This window comes from Chryseobacterium cucumeris (genome assembly GCF_016775705.1).
Classification (GTDB): domain Bacteria; phylum Bacteroidota; class Bacteroidia; order Flavobacteriales; family Weeksellaceae; genus Chryseobacterium; species Chryseobacterium cupriresistens.
This window is the reverse complement of sequence record NZ_CP068760.1, coordinates 1001340-1017661: the sequence shown is the minus strand read 5'-3', so window position 1 is coordinate 1017661 and position 16322 is coordinate 1001340. Positions and strand designations below refer to the sequence as shown.

General features: G+C 37.6%; 15 protein-coding genes. 9 read left to right on the top strand and 6 right to left on the bottom strand.

Going from position 1 to position 16322, the window contains the following annotated elements:
• Positions 1-67 precede the first annotated feature (67 nt).
• The gene (locus JNG87_RS04485) at positions 68-544 is read right to left on the bottom strand and encodes a YdeI/OmpD-associated family protein (RefSeq protein WP_202841968.1); all 477 of its coding nucleotides are present in this window, start codon (positions 542-544) and stop codon (positions 68-70) included.
• Between the two features lie 88 nt (positions 545-632).
• A complete protein-coding gene (locus JNG87_RS04480; RefSeq protein WP_202841966.1) occupies positions 633-2837 on the bottom strand; it encodes a S46 family peptidase in 2205 nt (734 codons plus the stop codon).
• An 86-nt stretch (positions 2838-2923) separates the two neighbouring features.
• On the opposite strand from JNG87_RS04480, the gene JNG87_RS04475 reads away from it, so the two are divergent.
• Positions 2924-3358: an META domain-containing protein gene (locus JNG87_RS04475; RefSeq protein ID WP_202841964.1), complete on the top strand. Its 435-nt coding sequence runs from the start codon at positions 2924-2926 to the stop codon at positions 3356-3358.
• 104 nt (positions 3359-3462) lie between these two features.
• Here the strand turns inward: JNG87_RS04475 and JNG87_RS04470 are convergent, their stop codons facing one another.
• The 4 genes from JNG87_RS04470 to JNG87_RS04455 form a co-directional block, all read right to left on the bottom strand.
• Complete coding sequence (locus JNG87_RS04470; RefSeq protein WP_202841962.1) at positions 3463-3882, bottom strand: hypothetical protein; 420 nt, start codon at positions 3880-3882, stop codon at positions 3463-3465.
• Between the two features lie 6 nt (positions 3883-3888).
• Complete coding sequence (locus JNG87_RS04465) at positions 3889-6411, bottom strand: beta strand repeat-containing protein (RefSeq protein ID WP_202841960.1); 2523 nt, start codon at positions 6409-6411, stop codon at positions 3889-3891.
• A 6-nt stretch (positions 6412-6417) separates the two neighbouring features.
• Complete coding sequence (locus tag JNG87_RS04460) at positions 6418-6891, bottom strand: T9SS type A sorting domain-containing protein (protein WP_202841958.1); 474 nt, start codon at positions 6889-6891, stop codon at positions 6418-6420.
• Positions 6892-7038: 147 nt separating this feature from the next.
• Positions 7039-7746, bottom strand: coding sequence for a LytR/AlgR family response regulator transcription factor (locus JNG87_RS04455; protein WP_238349669.1), 708 nt, complete (start codon positions 7744-7746; stop codon positions 7039-7041).
• Between the two features lie 193 nt (positions 7747-7939).
• Here JNG87_RS04455 and hflX point away from each other — a divergent pair, with 193 nt between their 5' ends.
• The 8 genes from hflX (at position 7940) to JNG87_RS04415 (ending at position 16286) form a co-directional block, all read left to right on the top strand.
• Entirely contained in the window at positions 7940-9163 is a 1224-nt protein-coding gene (hflX, locus tag JNG87_RS04450; protein WP_062673053.1) for a GTPase HflX, read from the top strand.
• Positions 9163-9798, top strand: a complete 636-nt coding sequence (locus JNG87_RS04445; protein WP_202841956.1) for a DUF4919 domain-containing protein — start codon at positions 9163-9165, stop codon at positions 9796-9798. Before hflX ends, JNG87_RS04445 begins: the two co-directional genes overlap by 1 nt.
• A gap of 20 nt (positions 9799-9818) precedes the next feature.
• The gene (locus tag JNG87_RS04440; RefSeq protein ID WP_110009083.1) at positions 9819-11105 is read left to right on the top strand and encodes a cation:proton antiporter; all 1287 of its coding nucleotides are present in this window, start codon (positions 9819-9821) and stop codon (positions 11103-11105) included.
• Between the two features lie 21 nt (positions 11106-11126).
• The gene (locus JNG87_RS04435; RefSeq protein ID WP_202841954.1) at positions 11127-11843 is read left to right on the top strand and encodes a DNA alkylation repair protein; all 717 of its coding nucleotides are present in this window, start codon (positions 11127-11129) and stop codon (positions 11841-11843) included.
• Positions 11844-11975: 132 nt separating this feature from the next.
• A complete protein-coding gene (locus JNG87_RS04430) occupies positions 11976-12644 on the top strand; it encodes a hypothetical protein (protein WP_202841952.1) in 669 nt (222 codons plus the stop codon).
• Positions 12645-12661: 17 nt separating this feature from the next.
• The gene (locus tag JNG87_RS04425) at positions 12662-14680 is read left to right on the top strand and encodes a hypothetical protein (protein WP_202841950.1); all 2019 of its coding nucleotides are present in this window, start codon (positions 12662-12664) and stop codon (positions 14678-14680) included.
• Positions 14681-15919, top strand: a complete 1239-nt coding sequence (locus tag JNG87_RS04420) for a hypothetical protein (protein ID WP_202841948.1) — start codon at positions 14681-14683, stop codon at positions 15917-15919. It begins immediately after the preceding gene.
• 28 nt (positions 15920-15947) lie between these two features.
• Positions 15948-16286, top strand: a complete 339-nt coding sequence (locus JNG87_RS04415) for a DUF6122 family protein (RefSeq protein WP_202841947.1) — start codon at positions 15948-15950, stop codon at positions 16284-16286.
• Positions 16287-16322: the final 36 nt, after the last annotated feature.

The following is a 16322-nucleotide window of genomic DNA, read 5'->3' as shown; positions in this document are numbered from 1 at the left end:
GACAAAAAATATTTTCTTAATTCAGTTTTTTTTCAGGTATAGTTTTTAGAATGAAAAATAAAATCAATTATATTCCCTTTTTTCCGTCCAGAATCATCTGAATCATTTTTATCTTTCGGTTTTCTCTGGTTTCCGGTTTCCTGGCTTCCTCAATCCAACGGATGTATTCCTTTCTGTGGGTGTAGCTCATTGCATCAAATAAAGCTTTTGCTTCAGGATTTTCCTTAAAAACAAGGGCGATGTCATCTGCAATTTCAATAACTCTTTCCTCCTTATCTTCAATAAGGGAGACGGAAACCTCATCTCCGAAGCTTTTACCCAGTTTCTTCCTGATTTCCTGTGTCAAGCCTAAAATATGGCAATCGGATTTCATTTTGGCAAGGCTTCCACGGTATTCAACTTTATCATCAAACAGGGCTTTTATCTTTACCTGTCCTTTTTTATGAAACAATTCTTCTGTAGAAAATGGAAATTCTACAAACGCAGCATTCATTGCTCCGTTCTGTTGAATAATGGCTGTGAATTGGATAGGTTTTGCATCCATGATGAAATATTTTTTGTTTTTAATAATCAAAAATAAAAAAACCGTGAAAGTAAATTTCACGGTTTTAAAAATATATCGGTTAAGATGATTATTTTTTAGCTTTCTTAGGCATTGTTGTAGTACCTGAGTTTTTAGTTTTTGTATCCGCCGGAGTATTGGCATCTCTTACAAGCTTCAGCTCGTCAACTAATCTTCTTGCCCCCGCAAACTTATCGATTGTCCAAAGAACAAAACGAACGTCTACATTGATGGTTTTCTGCCATTCAGGCTCGAATACGATATCACCGCTTAATGCTTCGCTGTTTCCGTCGAAAGCAATACCGATAAGGTTCCCGTCTCCGTCAATTACCGGAGAACCAGAGTTACCTCCAGTAATATCGTTGTTAGAAAGGAAGTTTACAGGCATGTAACCTGCAGCATCAGCATACTGACCGAAATCTTTAAGGTTGTAAAGATCAATCACTCTTTGAGGAAGATCAAATTCTTCATCCCCTTTCTTGTATTTTCCAACAAGACCGGTCATATCTGTATAGTAATTATCAGTAACTCCGAAATAGTTTCTGTCACTTCTGATTGGTAATTTATCTACCGTTCCGTATGTTAATCTCATGGTAGAGTTTGCATCCGGGTAGAATTTCTTCTCAGGCATAGCTTTCATTAAACCAGCCAGGAACAGACGGTTGTTTTTTGCAAAGTTGTCATCTATTTTTACAAATCTGTCTGTGCTTATCTTTTGATCAGCAACAATTCCGTTAGCTGCTTTCCAAAGTGGGTCAGCATCAAGCTTCAATGCATCCGGATTCAATAAAAAATTCGTTGCAGAAGTTTTATTGGCGAAGATTGAAGAATACGCCAAATTAGAAACCGTTTTAGCATCCAGTCCTAAAATAGTAGCAGAAGCAACGTCCGGGTTTTTAACTCTTGCCTGGTAAAGGCTGGTCATAGCGGCAAGCATTTCTCCTTCCAAAGCAGGATTGAAGTTTTCATAAGCAGCTTTGATAGCAGCTTCTGTTTTAGCTTTCATCGCTAATCTTCCCTGCATATCCTGAGCAGCATACGCTTTAAGAGCAGATCCGACCTGAGCAGCAAGGGTAATATATTTTGCATTTCTTGTAAACTGAGTTGCATAGTTTCTTTCAACATTTCTATCAGAAACCTGCTTGTAGTATATACCAATATCTTCTAAAACGCCATTGTACTGATCATTTCCTGGCATTGCAGCCCACTTATTGTAAGTTTCCTCAATCTTTTGTTTGTCAGAAATAGTTCCGTTTTTCTCTACGGCATCGATAGTACCTTGTCTGTTTTTCCAGTAGTTAGCTACAGAAGCATATTGAGAAGCATAGTTAAGCTGAGTTGCCTTATCCTTGTCCATGTACTTTTTCATAACGTCCATAGCCAATTTGGAAGCTTCAACCCATGCCGGATAATCTTTAGTTACCATCTGCTGAATTCCGTAAGAAGTCAGGTAACGGTTTGTTCTTCCAGGGTATCCTAAGATCATTGAGAAGTCACCAGGCTTAATTCCTTTAAGAGAAACCGGAAGGAAATGCTTAGGCTTCAGCGGAGTATTGCTTGGAGAATATTCAGCAGGATTTCCTGCAGCATCAGCATACACTCTGAAAACGGTAAAGTCTGCAGTGTGTCTTGGCCATTCCCAGTTATCTGTATCTCCTCCGAATTTTCCTAATGATGAAGGCGGAGCACCTACCAATCTGATATCTTTATAATCCTGGTATACAAAATAGTAGAATTCATTTCCGTTGAAGAAATCTTTTACGACTACCGTATATTTTCCGTTTTCAGAGTTTTCTGTCTGGATAGCCTTAGTTTCAGCATCGATAACAGCTTTTCTCTCTGCTCCGGTCATATTGTTGTTTAGCTTAGAATTGATTCTTTGCGTAGCATCATCCATTCTTACTAAAAATCTTACATAAAGATCCTTTGCATTGAATTCGTCTTTCTGTTTCATTGCCCAGAAACCGTTCTTCAAATAATCTTTTTCTGGTGTAGAAGCCGCAGCAACAGCACCGTAACCACAGTGGTGGTTGGTAAATATAAGTCCTTTATCAGAAACAATCTCCCCTGTACAGAAACCACCGAAACTTACGATAGCATCTTTTAAGCTTGAATTGTTCACTGAATAAATTTCTTCAGGCGTAAGATGCAGACCCTCTTTTTGCATATCAACACCGTTAAGTCTTTTGATGAGCATTAGCAGCCACATCCCCTCATCCGCCCTCATCTGAGCAAAGCCCAGTAAGAAAGTGAATAGTAGAAATAGTCTTTTCATTTTATAAAATAATTTTTGTGTCGCTAATTTACTAATTTTTACGAGATTCTGTCCCGGAATGGTATGAAAATGGGATGATAATTCACATGAAAAAGATACTATTACCACTTTTTACAGTTTTACTTTTAGGAGTTGTTTTGAACTGTTCTTCAGTACCCGCCAAAGATCCCTTTCTTCAAAGGCAATGGATGCTGGTTTCTTTTGATGGTTTTTCAAAAGACCAATTAATGGCTAATAAAGCCGAATTCAATCTGACAGCCAATAAGGTAAAGGGTAAAATTCAGGCGAGCTCTTATATGGGATGCAACCGGATGTCTTTTATGACTGAATTTAAAACAGGAGGAAATGTGAAAATCTCAAAAGGAGTGAGTACAATGAAAGCCTGTCAGGATATGAATCTTGAAATGTCTTTTCAGAAGAAAATAGAAACGATGACTCATTATTCTATTGACGGGCATTTTTTGAGTTTATCCGATGATCATGGAAATTCAATGAAATTTGTAGCTGCTGATTGGGATTAATGAAGCTCCCTTACCATACAAAAGTCCGCCTTGCAGCGGACTTCTTTGATTGAAAAATCTAGTTTGGTTATCAGCTTTTTGAGGTTATTAGCCTTTGAGAGTTATTAGTTTTTGGGAATCGTTTTTTTTATTTCTTCCAGAGTTGCTGTGTTAGGCAGCCCGGTAACATTCATTTTTGTGTTCCTAGAATTTGTAGTATTGTGATATGCCTGTCTGTTGGGAATTGTTTTTTTGAGGTCTTCGAGACTAGCTGTGTTGGGAAGAAGCTTGCCTGAATTGTCTGCAGCTGCTTTGGTTTTGGATTCCTGTTTTTTTACTTCAAGGCTTTGATCAGAAGCAAGACCTGAGTTTACGGTTTTCTTTTCATTATTTTCCTTAGCTTCCTGCATGAGTTTAGCCTGCTGTTCCTGTGCCTGTTTTACAACCAATGTTTGATCTTCCTCTGTCGTAGCGACCTTTTTATTTTCCTGTGCATAGATAATAGTGCTTAAAAATAATAATGGGATAATGTATGCTATTTTCATGACGGTTTATTTTATGTTGACTAATACTTGAATTTTTCCAATCTCTTTTTGGTCATAATCCTGAAGTGCTTTTCCGATTACCTGACCAATTTTTACTTTTTTAATATTGGCTTTCATGGCAACACCTGCTTTAGATGAAGTTACCAGGAGATCCCCTCTTTTTATTTTTCCGTTTTCAAGGCATACTTTGGTTGGAATAACACCAATAACACCCATTGGCGCTTTATTGGAAATATCAATGTCGATGTGTTCTTCCGTAAGCAGTACCCCCGGTTTGGTAGCATACACTCCTGCAACAAGAGTAGAATAGGGCGTTGATGATTTTTCAACCGTTCTGTCTGCTTTTGTTGAAATAACAAGAATATCACCAGGTTCATATTCGGAAATGTTTCCTTTAACGTCAAAAGCTTCTGCAACGTCAGCACCACTGTTTTGTGTACCGCCATTGAAAAATCCTTTTCCGGTATTATCGATACGGGCAACATTTACGGTTCCCGGGTTTCCGGATTTAAACAGAGCCAAAGATCCTGCGCTGTGGGTTTCTACAGTAAGTGCAGGGTTCGTATTTGATGTATTAAAATTAACAAATCTGGCTGCCCGGCCATTACTAAAATTAGGAACCCAGGCATAGATAGCATTTCCTGTTCCGTCTGCAGTGGTTTCTACACCATCTCCAGTGTTGGATGCATTAGCGGTGATACCATTACCGTTACCATCTGCAATGGCAATCAAGGCAGGGCCGTTTCCGGCAGGATTGGAAGCGTGGAATAGACCTGCGTATCCTCCGGTTCCGGAAGATATTCCATAAATTCCTGCTGTGCCGAAGTTGGCAAACTGAGAATTGACTTCTCCTCTTACTGCAGGAGAGGTTCCGGTCACTTTATCTACCTTGAAATTACCTGCAATACCGTTTCCAACAGTGGTTACAGTGATAACATCGCTGGTGTTTGATTCATTGAAAATATTAAATCTTCCTGCACGTCCTGTAGCAAAAGTAGGAACCCATGCATAAAGCGCATTTCCGGCACCGTCAATATTGGTTTCAACCCCATTGCCGTCTTTACCCGCATTGGCTGTAATGGCGTTACCGTTACCGTCTGTCAAAGCGATCAGTGATGATCCGTTTCCGGCAGGATTGGAAGCGTAAAATAGCCCGGCTCGCCCTCCGGTTCCGGATGAAACACCAAAAATAGCGGCAGCACCAAAATTTCCAAAAATAGTATTGACTTCCCCTCTTACAGCAGCTCCAACACTATTGGTATTATTGAGTACAAAAGAAGCAGCATTGCCTTTGGTATTATCAGGGATGTTTCCATTTCCGTTAGATGCCACTTCAAAAGTATTAGCATCAGTATTTGTATTGTTGAAATTTTCAAATCTTCCCGCACGTCCGGTACTGTTATTTAAACCTACCTGACCGTAAACACCGATACCCGTTCCGGCTGTATTGGTCGCTACAAATCCTCTTACTCCATATCCGCCTCCGTCATTACGGCCTACGACTGCTCCGGCAATATCGCTGGTGGTTCTGCCCACTACAGCTTCACCACCACCATTGTTATCACCTACAACACCGGCGGAAGTCTGTGAGGAAGTTATTCCATGCAGCCCGAATCCGGCTCCTGTAGAACTTCTGACTCCGGCTCCGTTTCCTGAAGTGGTAACATTGATAACCGTACCGTTTCCTACACTGGATGCACTGAGGGCAACATTATTATTCGCATTATTAAAGATTGAAATACTTGCGGGAATCCCGTTATTACTGGTAGCAGTAAGACCTGTTCCTGTATTACTGTTGGCGTAAACCCCGGTTCCGTTGGCACTGGCATTACCATATACACCCAGTCCGTTCGGAGTAACACCATATACTCCCCAGCCGCTTCCGGCCTGGCTTCCGTAAACCCCGACTCCAAGTCCTCCTGTACCATTGTTAATACCACGTACAGCACTGGAAAATCCACCGGGAGAAGCACTGTTTACAATTCCTCTTACTGCAGAAATATTGGATGTGGTAGCATTACTTACTCCCTCAAGAGAAGTACCATCTCCATCGTTGATCAATGAAAACAGAGTCGAAGCATTATTAACAGTTGTGCTGTAAGGAATGGCAAAGCTTCCGCCGCCGCCACCCGCAGATTTGGCATACATTGCATAAGGAACACTTAACAGCTGGCTGGTTCCTACTATGGTATAGCTGGTTCCTCCGGCAGGATCTGTTTCTGTTTTTAGATAATAGCTTCCTGCAGGCCAGTTGATGGTAGCGAATGTTCCTGTAAGTACAGTTCCGGTTCCTATTTCAAGGCTGATAAGTCCGTTGGCATTTGTGTTTCCGGTGAGTCTTTCAGAGTAGACTGCGGCTCCGGCAGGAGATCCCTGTAATATGCTTACTTTTACAGCAATGGCCTGATTGACTAAAAGTTGTCCGGATCCGTTTCTCATGACAGCCTGGTAACTCATTTTTTCCGGAGCCTGAGAAAGTCCCATAAAGAAACCTATCAGAATCCAAAACAGTGATAATATTTTTTTCATGGCGTTTTATTTTTTAATGATTTTAAAAGTTTTGATATTTTCCCCATTTTGGATAATTCTGATAATGTACATAGCAGAAGGAAGTGAGGAGAAATTAAGCTCAGATTTTGATTGTGAAATCTCGTCTTTTTTTACCAGTTTGCCCTGAGCATCAAATAACTGATATTCTGATCCTTTAAAATTATTTGAGGTAAAATCCAAATACAAATAATCTCTGAAAGGATTTGGATAAAGCAAAATGCCGTTCAGTTCCGATGTGTTTTCATGAGTAGTAAGCGTAACAACCTCATAAGATTGTTGAACACCTTCGAGAATCTGTCCTGTTCCTTTTTCGAGGTAGGTTGTCTGGCCTACACTGTAAGAAACAAAACCATTAGCTCCTGATGCATCCAGTCCGGTTGCCAAAACTGCAGATTGTGCGTGCAGTATGGGGATGGAAAAGACAGACAGAATAATACAGTAAATAGATATTCTTTCCATGGATAACAGTTTTGGTGATTAATAGATGTGTTTTCTTGGGGAATTTGGGAAGACTAAATTACCACCTATCTCCATTGATTGGCAGGAAAATAGACCAACGGCAGAAATAATCGACCAATGGCATTGGTGAATTATTATGATGTATTTTTAAGGATTAAAAAAAGAAAGATTGTCCTTGTAAGTTCGGCCAATAGGAAGTTTTATACGATGCGGAAGTTCTATTTCGTGACAGCTTTTTCCGCGGATAAGATGACGCGGGACAGCATAGCTTCTGTGTATTCTGACAAAAGAATTAAAAAAACTTTTTTGCAGAAGATTTCCCAGCGAATTTAAAATACAATGATTTTTTTCCAGTGTGATGATTCTGGTGTAATCTTTCAGAGCTTCCAGGTAGAGAATATCTTTCATCTTAATCTGAAAAACATGACCACCCTCTTTTATTTTGATGCAGTTTTCTCCCACCATGGCATCATAGCATTCACATTTCTCTTTTACTTCAAAAAAATCAAAAAGCTTTTCCATGGAATAATGAAATCGTTCTGCGGTAAGCGGTTTGGTAATAAAATCTAAAGTATTAATCTCAAAAGCTCCGGCAGCCAGTTCGGGATGAGAGCTTACGAAAATACAGGCAGGGATCTTATGGGCCAGCTTTCTGAACTCAAGACCGTTCATACCCCTTAAATTGGTTTCGGTAATCAGGAGATCAACGGGAATATCAAGATAGGGAACTGCCTTTTCAGCAGAGTCGAAAGTGGCAACAATTTCAATGTTTTGATATTGCCTGATATAATGCTGAAGAACCAGCCTGTCCAGTTCATCATCATCAATAATCATACATTTGATATGGGTAACCATGATATTCCGGAGATTAGTTTTTGATTTAAATAATTAAAAATCAGAAATTTATTATATAAAGTTATTGATTTTTTATAAATCATTCATCAGTAAACTTAAATTTATATTAAAATATGTTATTAAGTAAAAATTGATTTTGTTTTTTTTCTGAAAAATATTAACTTGTAAAAATCATAAACATAGACAGAACTTAATGTTAGAAAAGAAAGAACATAACTATGAGAAAGCTGTCCTGGTGGGTGTTATTACCCAGAATCAGGATGAAGAAAAACTGACGGAGTATTTGGATGAACTTGAGTTTTTAGCTTTCACAGCAGGAGCAACCGTACAAAAGCGCTTTACCCAAAAATTAACTCAGCCTGATTCCAAAACCTTTATCGGTAGCGGAAAAGCCATCGAGATAAAAGAATATGTAAAAGAAAACGAGATCGGAACCGTAATTTTCGATGATGAACTCTCTCCTTCACAGCTTAAAAACCTGGAAAGGGAAATGGAGGTTAAAATCCTAGACCGTACCAATCTTATTCTTGATATTTTTGCCCAGAGAGCACAGACTTCATATGCAAGAACACAGGTGGAGCTGGCACAATACCAGTATCTTTTACCACGACTGACAAGAATGTGGACCCACCTTGAGCGTCAGAAAGGGGGAATCGGGATGAGAGGTCCCGGGGAAACGGAGATTGAGACTGACCGTCGTATAATCCGTGACAGAATTACATTGCTGAAAGAGAAACTGAAGACGATAGACAAGCAGATGGCTACCCAGCGTAACAACCGTGGGAAAGTGGTTCGTGCTGCTTTGGTAGGATATACCAACGTAGGGAAATCTACCCTGATGAATTCCATTTCAAAATCTGAAGTTTTTGCTGAAAATAAATTATTCGCTACGCTGGATACCACGGTAAGAAAAGTGGTAATTGGAAATTTACCGTTTCTGTTGACAGACACCGTAGGGTTTATCAGAAAACTTCCTACTCAGCTGGTAGAATCTTTTAAATCTACATTGGATGAGGTTCGTGAAGCCGATCTTTTGATCCATGTGGTGGATATTTCTCACGAAAGCTTTGAAGATCATATAGAATCTGTAAATCATATCCTGATGGAAATCAACGCTCATCAGAAGCCAATGATTATGGTTTTTAATAAAATTGACGATTTCAGCTATGAGAAAAAGGATGAAGATGATCTTACGCCTTCAACCCGTAAAAATATTTCTCTTGAGGAATGGAAAAAGACGTGGATGGCAAAGTCAAAGTATCCGACAGTTTTCATCTCTGCATTAACGAAAGAAAACTTCCCGGAAATGAAGAAAATGATCTATGATGAGGTCATGAAGATTCATATTTCCAGATTTCCATACAACGATTTTCTTTTCGAATATTTCGACAACGACGAAGAAGAAAGCAACAATTAATGAAGTATCACTTTTTCCTTTTATTCATCATGTTTTCGGTTTTTGGGTTCAGCCAGAAATCAAAAATTGATTTAAAAGCTATTGAGAAAAGTCTCAGGACTTCCGATTCGCCGTACAATTACGAGAAGCTTATTTTCAAATTTAAAGGATACCCAAAGTCTCTGGATAGCATAGAAGCTCAATATCTGTATTATGGAAGAAATTTTAGAAACGATAAAATAAGTACATCAGATGATAGTTTTAAAAGTCTTGTAGAAGCCTTTAAGCAAAATAATTTTGCAGACTGTATCAAGCAGGGAAAAGCTTTGTATGGTAAGGATCCTACCAACCTGGATATTCTGTTGATCCTTCTTAGGGCTTACGACTCGGTAAAAGATGGAAATAACTTTGTACACCATCTGAATCAGTTCCGTACCCTTACCGAAGGAATAAGAAGTTCCGGAGACGGAAAATCCGAGAAAACAGCCTATATCGTCAATTCGGTAGGAGATGAGTATATTCTGCTCAACATTCTGAATATAGGACAGGATTATACCAGGAGTTCAAAAGCTTCTAAAGATGCGATGTTTGATATATGGGAAAAGGACGGGAAGCAGATTTATATCAAAATACTCTATTTGGAACTCACCAATTAATCTTAAAATAAAAACACTTAGTGGAATTATATTATTCATTTTCAGCATTAATCGTATTAGCATCAATATTTGCCTATCTTAACTATAGGTTTTTAAAACTTCCGAGTACCATCGGAATTATGGTCATTGCCATTGTGGTTTCCATTTTTCTGGTCCTTTTCGGAGAAACGGTTCTTCCCAGAACTTTCGGACATCTTCATAACCTGATGAACGGAATTGATTTTACAGAAGTTCTGATGGGTGCCATGCTTAATTTTCTGCTCTTTGCAGGAGGAATTCATATTAATATTAATGACCTCAAAGAACAGTTCAGACCTGTAGTAATATTTTCCACAGTAGGGGTTGTGATTTCTACTTTTGTAGTAGGATTTGGAATGTTTTATCTGCTTCCTTATGTGGGGGTTAAACTTCCTTTTATCTACTGTCTTGTTTTCGGTGCCTTGATTTCTCCTACCGATCCGGTAGCGGTTCTGAGTGTCCTTAAGCAAGCCAATGTATCCAAATCACTGGAAACAAAAGTGGCCGGAGAGTCTCTTTTCAATGACGGTATGGCAGTTGTGGTCTTTACAGTGATTTTGCAGCTGGCGATCGGAAAAGAAGTGGATCTGAGTGTTGAAACGATAGGATTGCTTCTCCTTAAGGAAGCTGGTGGAGGTCTTTTACTCGGGGTTCTGTTAGGATGGGTTACTTCAAGATTGATGCGTGAAGTGGACGATTATATTATTTCCGTATTAGTAACGCTTTCGGTGGTAATGGGAGGTTATCTTATTGCCCGTCAGATGCATATATCAGGTCCATTGACTATGGTGGCGGCAGGATTATTTATGGGAAATTTCAACAGAAGTTTCAAAATGAAGTCTGTTACCCAGGATTATCTGATCAAATTCTGGGAATTGATTGATGAAATCCTGAATGCTGTATTATTCCTGTTTATTGGGTTTGAACTTTTGATGATTAAAGATCTCAGACATTTCATGATTCCTGGCTTAGTGGCCATTGTGGTAGTTTTGCTGGCAAGATTTATTTCGATCTGGGGACCTACAAAATTTACTTCCCTGAGAAGAAGTTTCAGTCCGCAAACGGTGAAAGTGCTTGTTTGGGGAGGAATTCGTGGCGGAGTTTCCATTGCATTGGCGATGTCTGTTCCTAAAAGTGAATACAGTGAAATTATTTTAAGTATTACCTATTGTGTTGTCGTATTCTCAATCATTGTTCAGGGACTTACCATTGCTAAAGTGGCCAATCCGAATAAGATCGCGAAAGAGGAAGAAGAACAGGAGAATATTGCAGTAGAGGAGAAAGTGTAGATCTGACAGCCAATTATAAATATGAGTATCGTTAAAGAAATACAGGAAGCGCTTGCTGTTTTATCCATTCCTGAAAAGGCGGAGTTTTTTCCGAGATTTTTCAAAACAGGAAAAGGAGAATATGGCGAAGGTGATTTGTTTCTGGGCGTAAAAGTTCCGGATCAGCGCTCTGTTGCAAAAGAATATTACTCAAAAATAAGCTTAAAAGAACTCAGTACATTACTTTCTTCAACATATCATGAACATAGGCTGACAGCTCTTTTTATGCTTATTTTAAAATTTGAGAAAACAAAAGATAAGGCAGTAAAAGAAGAAGTGGTCGCTTTTTATCTGGATCATCTTCCTTATGTGAACAACTGGGATCTTGTAGATTCTACCTGCTATAAAATTTTAGGCAGATATGCTTTTGAAAATCAGAAAGAAGGCCTTCTTAAGCAACTTTCGGAATCTGATGAGATGTGGCATAAAAGGATTGCTGTTGTCGGAACAATGCATTATATAAAAAAAGGATCATTTGCTCTGACCAAAGAATTTGTGACCAGAAATCTGAAACATTCCCATGACCTGATGCACAAAGCAAACGGATGGCTGCTAAGAGAAATGGGAAATAAAAATGAAGGCGAGCTGATCGGTTATCTGAACCAATATTATAAAGAAATGCCCAGAACCTGTCTTCGGTATGCTATTGAAAAGCTGGATGAAGATCTTCGCCAGGATTATCTTAAAGGGCGTGTTTAAAAAATAATATACGGAAGCAATACCGTATTTTCCCCTGAAAAAGTACCGGGAAACAGCTATTTATGCCCAAAAAATCAAAGATTATAAGGATGTAAGGCCAGAATTAAGTAATTTTGTGCTTTTAACCTGATCATGAAAAAAATATTAAAACTATTTCTTCTTCTGCTTCCCCTGCTTTTTTTAACAAGCTGCTTCGATATCCTGGATAAGGTGAACGTAAAAGCTGATGGTACAGGAGAATATACTATTATTCTTAACGCCAGTAAGAGCAAGACAAGACTGGCTTCCATCTCAAAAATGGAAACCATCAACGGAAAAAAAGTTCCTAAAAAGTCAGAAATTGAAAATAAAATCAATGAAGCTGCCAGAATTTTTAAAGGAACTCCCGGAATCAGCAATGTGAAAACCTCCATGGATTTTGATAATTACATCATCAAACTGAGCTGTAATTTCAAAAAGATTGAAAACATTAATGCAGGTCTGGAAAAACTGAAAGCCCAGAAAATATTGGGTAAAATGGTTCCAACCCAGGTTTACAGTCAGAATCTTGAAAAAAAGACCTTGACAAGGAATAAAGTCAATACTTTCAAAGCTGACTATGACAAGATGAGTAAGGCAGACAAAGAGGTTTTTACTGATGCGAAATATACTTCCATCATGCAGTTTGAAACTCCAGTGAAATCACAATCGAATACTACTTATGTGCTTTCTCCCAACAAAAAAGCTCTTAAACTGGAAGCTGATATTCTGGACCTCATCCTTCAAAAAAAGCAAATTCAAAATACCATTCTTTTTCAATAAATTTCTAAACTATAGTCATGAAATCTATCTTATTAAAAACGCAAACCATTATTTTCGTTCTCTTTGGCTTTACATTGGTTTTCGGCCAAAACAGTATGAAAATCCCTTCCGATGCTGTATTTTATATGGAAGTCAACGGAAAGCAGCTTAATAATAAAATCAACTGGAATAAACTGAATCCTTTGCTGCATGAGCTCAGCAAAAAGAGCAAGGAAAACCTTTCTTGGACAGATTATTCCAAAACAGGAATTAAATATGACGCTGTTCAATACCACTACGCAAGTTTTAATGATTCTATTAAGACCTACAATACTCATTTTATCATTGATAATAAGGAAAAGTTTCAGGAGTTCATTAATTCTGTAAAGAAAAAAGGACAGGAAGTTTCCGGCAGAAAGAATTATTCTTATGTAGATATCAATGATGATATTTTTGTAGCGTGGAACGGGAGCCGTGCTGTTCTCAGTATGATCAGCTATACAAAACCTTATAAGGACCTTTGGGCAGAGGAAGCAGTTACAGACAGTACAGCAGTTGCAGTGGTAGACTCCGCTTACGCAGAACCAGGAGATACAGTGTATACCGAAGAACCGGAAAAACCTTTCGATTATAAAGAAGAAATTAAAAGTCTGAAAGAAGATATCAAATACCTGAAAGAAAGTATTAAAGAAAATAACAACGAGATTGCAAGAATCCAGAAAGATATCAAATACCTGGAAAAACATCATAAATATCCTGCAGAGAAAGAAAGTGCTGAGAATTCTGAAAATGGAGAGGAAATGCCTGATGCGGAATATGATGAGGAAGAAGATAAAGCCTATCAGAAAGAGCAGGACTCTATCAGGAGAGAAAATTTTAAGGTGGTTAAAAAGAACGCTGAAGATCGTTTCGACCAATATTTCAGTTCAAATTTAGAGATTGAAGTTCCTAAAGAAATGCTTTCATTCAGAGATGCCAATTCCGATGTTTTTGTGTACACAGACTATGGAAGGATTGTAAATGAAGGGATCTATGGAAAAATGACGAAGTATTATGGCTACGGACAGTTTTTCAAAAACATGTACAACTCCAATTATGTATACAATCTGTATTTTGATAAAGATAAAGTAAGACTTGTCAATAATTATCAGCACAAAAATGCTGACATTCAAAAGAATATTTCTGCCATTTATAAAGGGAAGAAAAACAAAAAACTGCTGGAGCTGATCAATGAAAAAAGTGTAGGTTACTATGCCATGAATGTGAATGGGGCAAAATGTTTCGACATGATGTACAGCCTTCTTCAGAATTCCGGGGAAAATGAATACAAAAAAGAAATGGAGCTGATCATGGAAACTATGAAGATAGTACTGGATGAAGAAGCCATTGCCAAAATTGCACCTGGAAACGGAATCTTTGTTTTGAATGAATTAAAATCCAAAACCGTAGAATACACCGATTATGAATACGATGCTGATTTCAATGAAAAAGAAGTAAAGAAAACCAAAGAAATCGCTGTTCCTAACTTCACTTTCGCTTTTGCAACAGAGAATGAAGGCTATTGGAATCGTATTTTTGATATGCTGACCACCAATAAAAAGTTTTCTGAAAGATTCTCTAAAAAAGGAAATGTGTACACCTTTAAGGAAGAAAAAAACGGCGGTTATGTTGATCAGTTATTCTTTACTGTGAAAGATGGGGTGGTGTACTTAATGAGTGCTGCAGATAATAATTTACCGGTAAACCAATCTGATATTTCCAGAAAATGGGCAAAAGACTCTGCTAAATATCCTTTATCCGGCAGATTGGATATCAAGAAACTTTTAACAGGATTAGACAAAGAATTCAAAACTCCGAAAGAAAGAAAAACATTAGAGGCGATCAAAAAAAATGTAGGAGAGTTGTATTATAAAACGGAATTAAAAGGAGAAAGTATCCAGACTGAAATGAACTATAACATCAAAGATTCTTCGGAAAACAGCTTAATGTATTTCTTTGATATATTCGATCAGGTTTTTAAAGCTAAAGAAACAGAAAAGAAGCCTCAAATTTTATAGATGAACAAAAAAAAGATTATTGTCCCGTTATTTTTATTGCTGGCTGTTGCAGTATATTTTATAGCTTTTCACAAAGATAAAAGTCTTCAATATATTCCTGATAGCGCAGATGCAGTCGTCTTAATCGACACGAAGAAATTAACGGGACAATACCTCTTCAGTTTAGTAACCCATCCTTCAAAATGGTCCGGAAGAAAAGCAAAGAGTAAAAGCTCCGGTTCACTGAAAGATTCAGGAATCAGAATTCCGGATTTTCTACAGATATTTCATATTAAAGGCACTAAATTTACAGAATGGTACAGTGTTTTAGAGCTTAAAGATTCGCAAAAATTCATTACCTATTTAAAGAAACAAAACTTTGTAGCCAAAGGAAATAACCTTTTTCAGAAAGATCAGTTTTTCTTTATGATCAATGGGAACCATTGCATTGCAGGAACTTCTGACCTTGCTTTTGAAACCCTTCAAAAAAGACTTCTTCAGAATTCTGTACATCATGTTTGGGAGGCAGACCGCTTTATTCAAAATACAGTGGGAAGCATTTCATTTATTTCAGGGCAGAAAATCCGAAACTTTTCCATTGAGCTAAAGGAGGATGAAATTGAAATCAATAATAATTCAAATCCGGAGATTCTTAATATGATTGCTTCAAAAGCTGAGAAAGGAAATCATTTTCTGGAACTTGAATTAGACAAAGAAAACATCAGGAATTTTACCCGTTTTTTCAAAAAAAGTATAGCAGATTCTTCACAGATAACATCTTTAAAGGCTGCTGCAGATCTTAGACAGATCAATGATACCATCGTCACGTATGAATATGATGATAATTTTAATGAAGTTGAAAAAAAGACGGTTCAAAAGATTACCCAGCCCAGCTATATGATCGATATTCTGAGTAATGATCCTGAGAAAACCTGGCAGTATTTCCAGTCCGAAAAGTGGATCAACAACGAAAATCAATTCACTGCAATTCCCTTTCAACCTAACAAAATCACGTCAAATAATAAAGGAGTTACGATAAAATCAACCCGGAATCCGATATCATTATCCAGTCGGTTAAAGCAAAATTATATTATGATCAGAAATAATGCTTTGCTGTATTCTTCTTTGAAAATGCTGAGAGCCAGTGAAAAAAAGATCATATCGGATATAGATTATGTATTCTATGGAAATCAGTCTGGTCATTATTGGCTAAAAATAAAAGCGAAGAAAGGAGAATTACCCTTAATTTTACGGTGGTAAGCATAGAAACCGAATAAAATTTTCTTAAATGGCTCCATCAGATATCGCATTGCTCAAAACTTTTACGCATTATTTTTTGCATCTTATTTTTCCGGTCTTTATTGCATTGATTTTTTATCGAAAAAACTGGAAAAAGGCATATTTTATTCTTCTTGCTACCATGCTGGTAGATCTTGATCATCTTTTTGCCAATCCAATTTTTGATCCTTCAAGAGGAAGCATAGGTTTTCATTTCTTACATTCTTATTATGCCATTGCGGTGTATTTTTTGCTGCTGTTCTTTAAAGGAAATATCAGGATAATAGGAATCGGGCTTCTGTTTCATATGTTCACAGATTATCAGGATTTTAACTTCTGGCCTCATTAAAATATTATTAATATTTTCTTTTAATATTGAAATTAT

Bases quoted from the DNA above. Each gene is read 5' to 3' on its own strand.
- JNG87_RS04485 (WP_202841968.1), bottom strand. From the start codon at position 544: ATGGATGCAAAACCTATCCAATTCACAGCCATTATTCAACAGAACGGA.
- JNG87_RS04480 (WP_202841966.1), bottom strand. From the start codon at position 2,837: ATGAAAAGACTATTTCTACTATTCACTTTCTTACTGGGCTTTGCTCAG.
- JNG87_RS04475 (WP_202841964.1), top strand. From the start codon at position 2,924: ATGAAAAAGATACTATTACCACTTTTTACAGTTTTACTTTTAGGAGTT.
- JNG87_RS04470 (WP_202841962.1), bottom strand. From the start codon at position 3,882: ATGAAAATAGCATACATTATCCCATTATTATTTTTAAGCACTATTATC.
- JNG87_RS04465 (WP_202841960.1), bottom strand. From the start codon at position 6,411: ATGAAAAAAATATTATCACTGTTTTGGATTCTGATAGGTTTCTTTATG.
- JNG87_RS04460 (WP_202841958.1), bottom strand. From the start codon at position 6,891: ATGGAAAGAATATCTATTTACTGTATTATTCTGTCTGTCTTTTCCATC.
- JNG87_RS04455 (WP_238349669.1), bottom strand. From the start codon at position 7,746: ATGGTTACCCATATCAAATGTATGATTATTGATGATGATGAACTGGAC.
- hflX (WP_062673053.1), top strand. From the start codon at position 7,940: ATGTTAGAAAAGAAAGAACATAACTATGAGAAAGCTGTCCTGGTGGGT.
- JNG87_RS04445 (WP_202841956.1), top strand. From the start codon at position 9,163: ATGAAGTATCACTTTTTCCTTTTATTCATCATGTTTTCGGTTTTTGGG.
- JNG87_RS04435 (WP_202841954.1), top strand. From the start codon at position 11,127: ATGAGTATCGTTAAAGAAATACAGGAAGCGCTTGCTGTTTTATCCATT.
- JNG87_RS04430 (WP_202841952.1), top strand. From the start codon at position 11,976: ATGAAAAAAATATTAAAACTATTTCTTCTTCTGCTTCCCCTGCTTTTT.
- JNG87_RS04425 (WP_202841950.1), top strand. From the start codon at position 12,662: ATGAAATCTATCTTATTAAAAACGCAAACCATTATTTTCGTTCTCTTT.
- JNG87_RS04420 (WP_202841948.1), top strand. From the start codon at position 14,681: ATGAACAAAAAAAAGATTATTGTCCCGTTATTTTTATTGCTGGCTGTT.
- JNG87_RS04415 (WP_202841947.1), top strand. From the start codon at position 15,948: ATGGCTCCATCAGATATCGCATTGCTCAAAACTTTTACGCATTATTTT.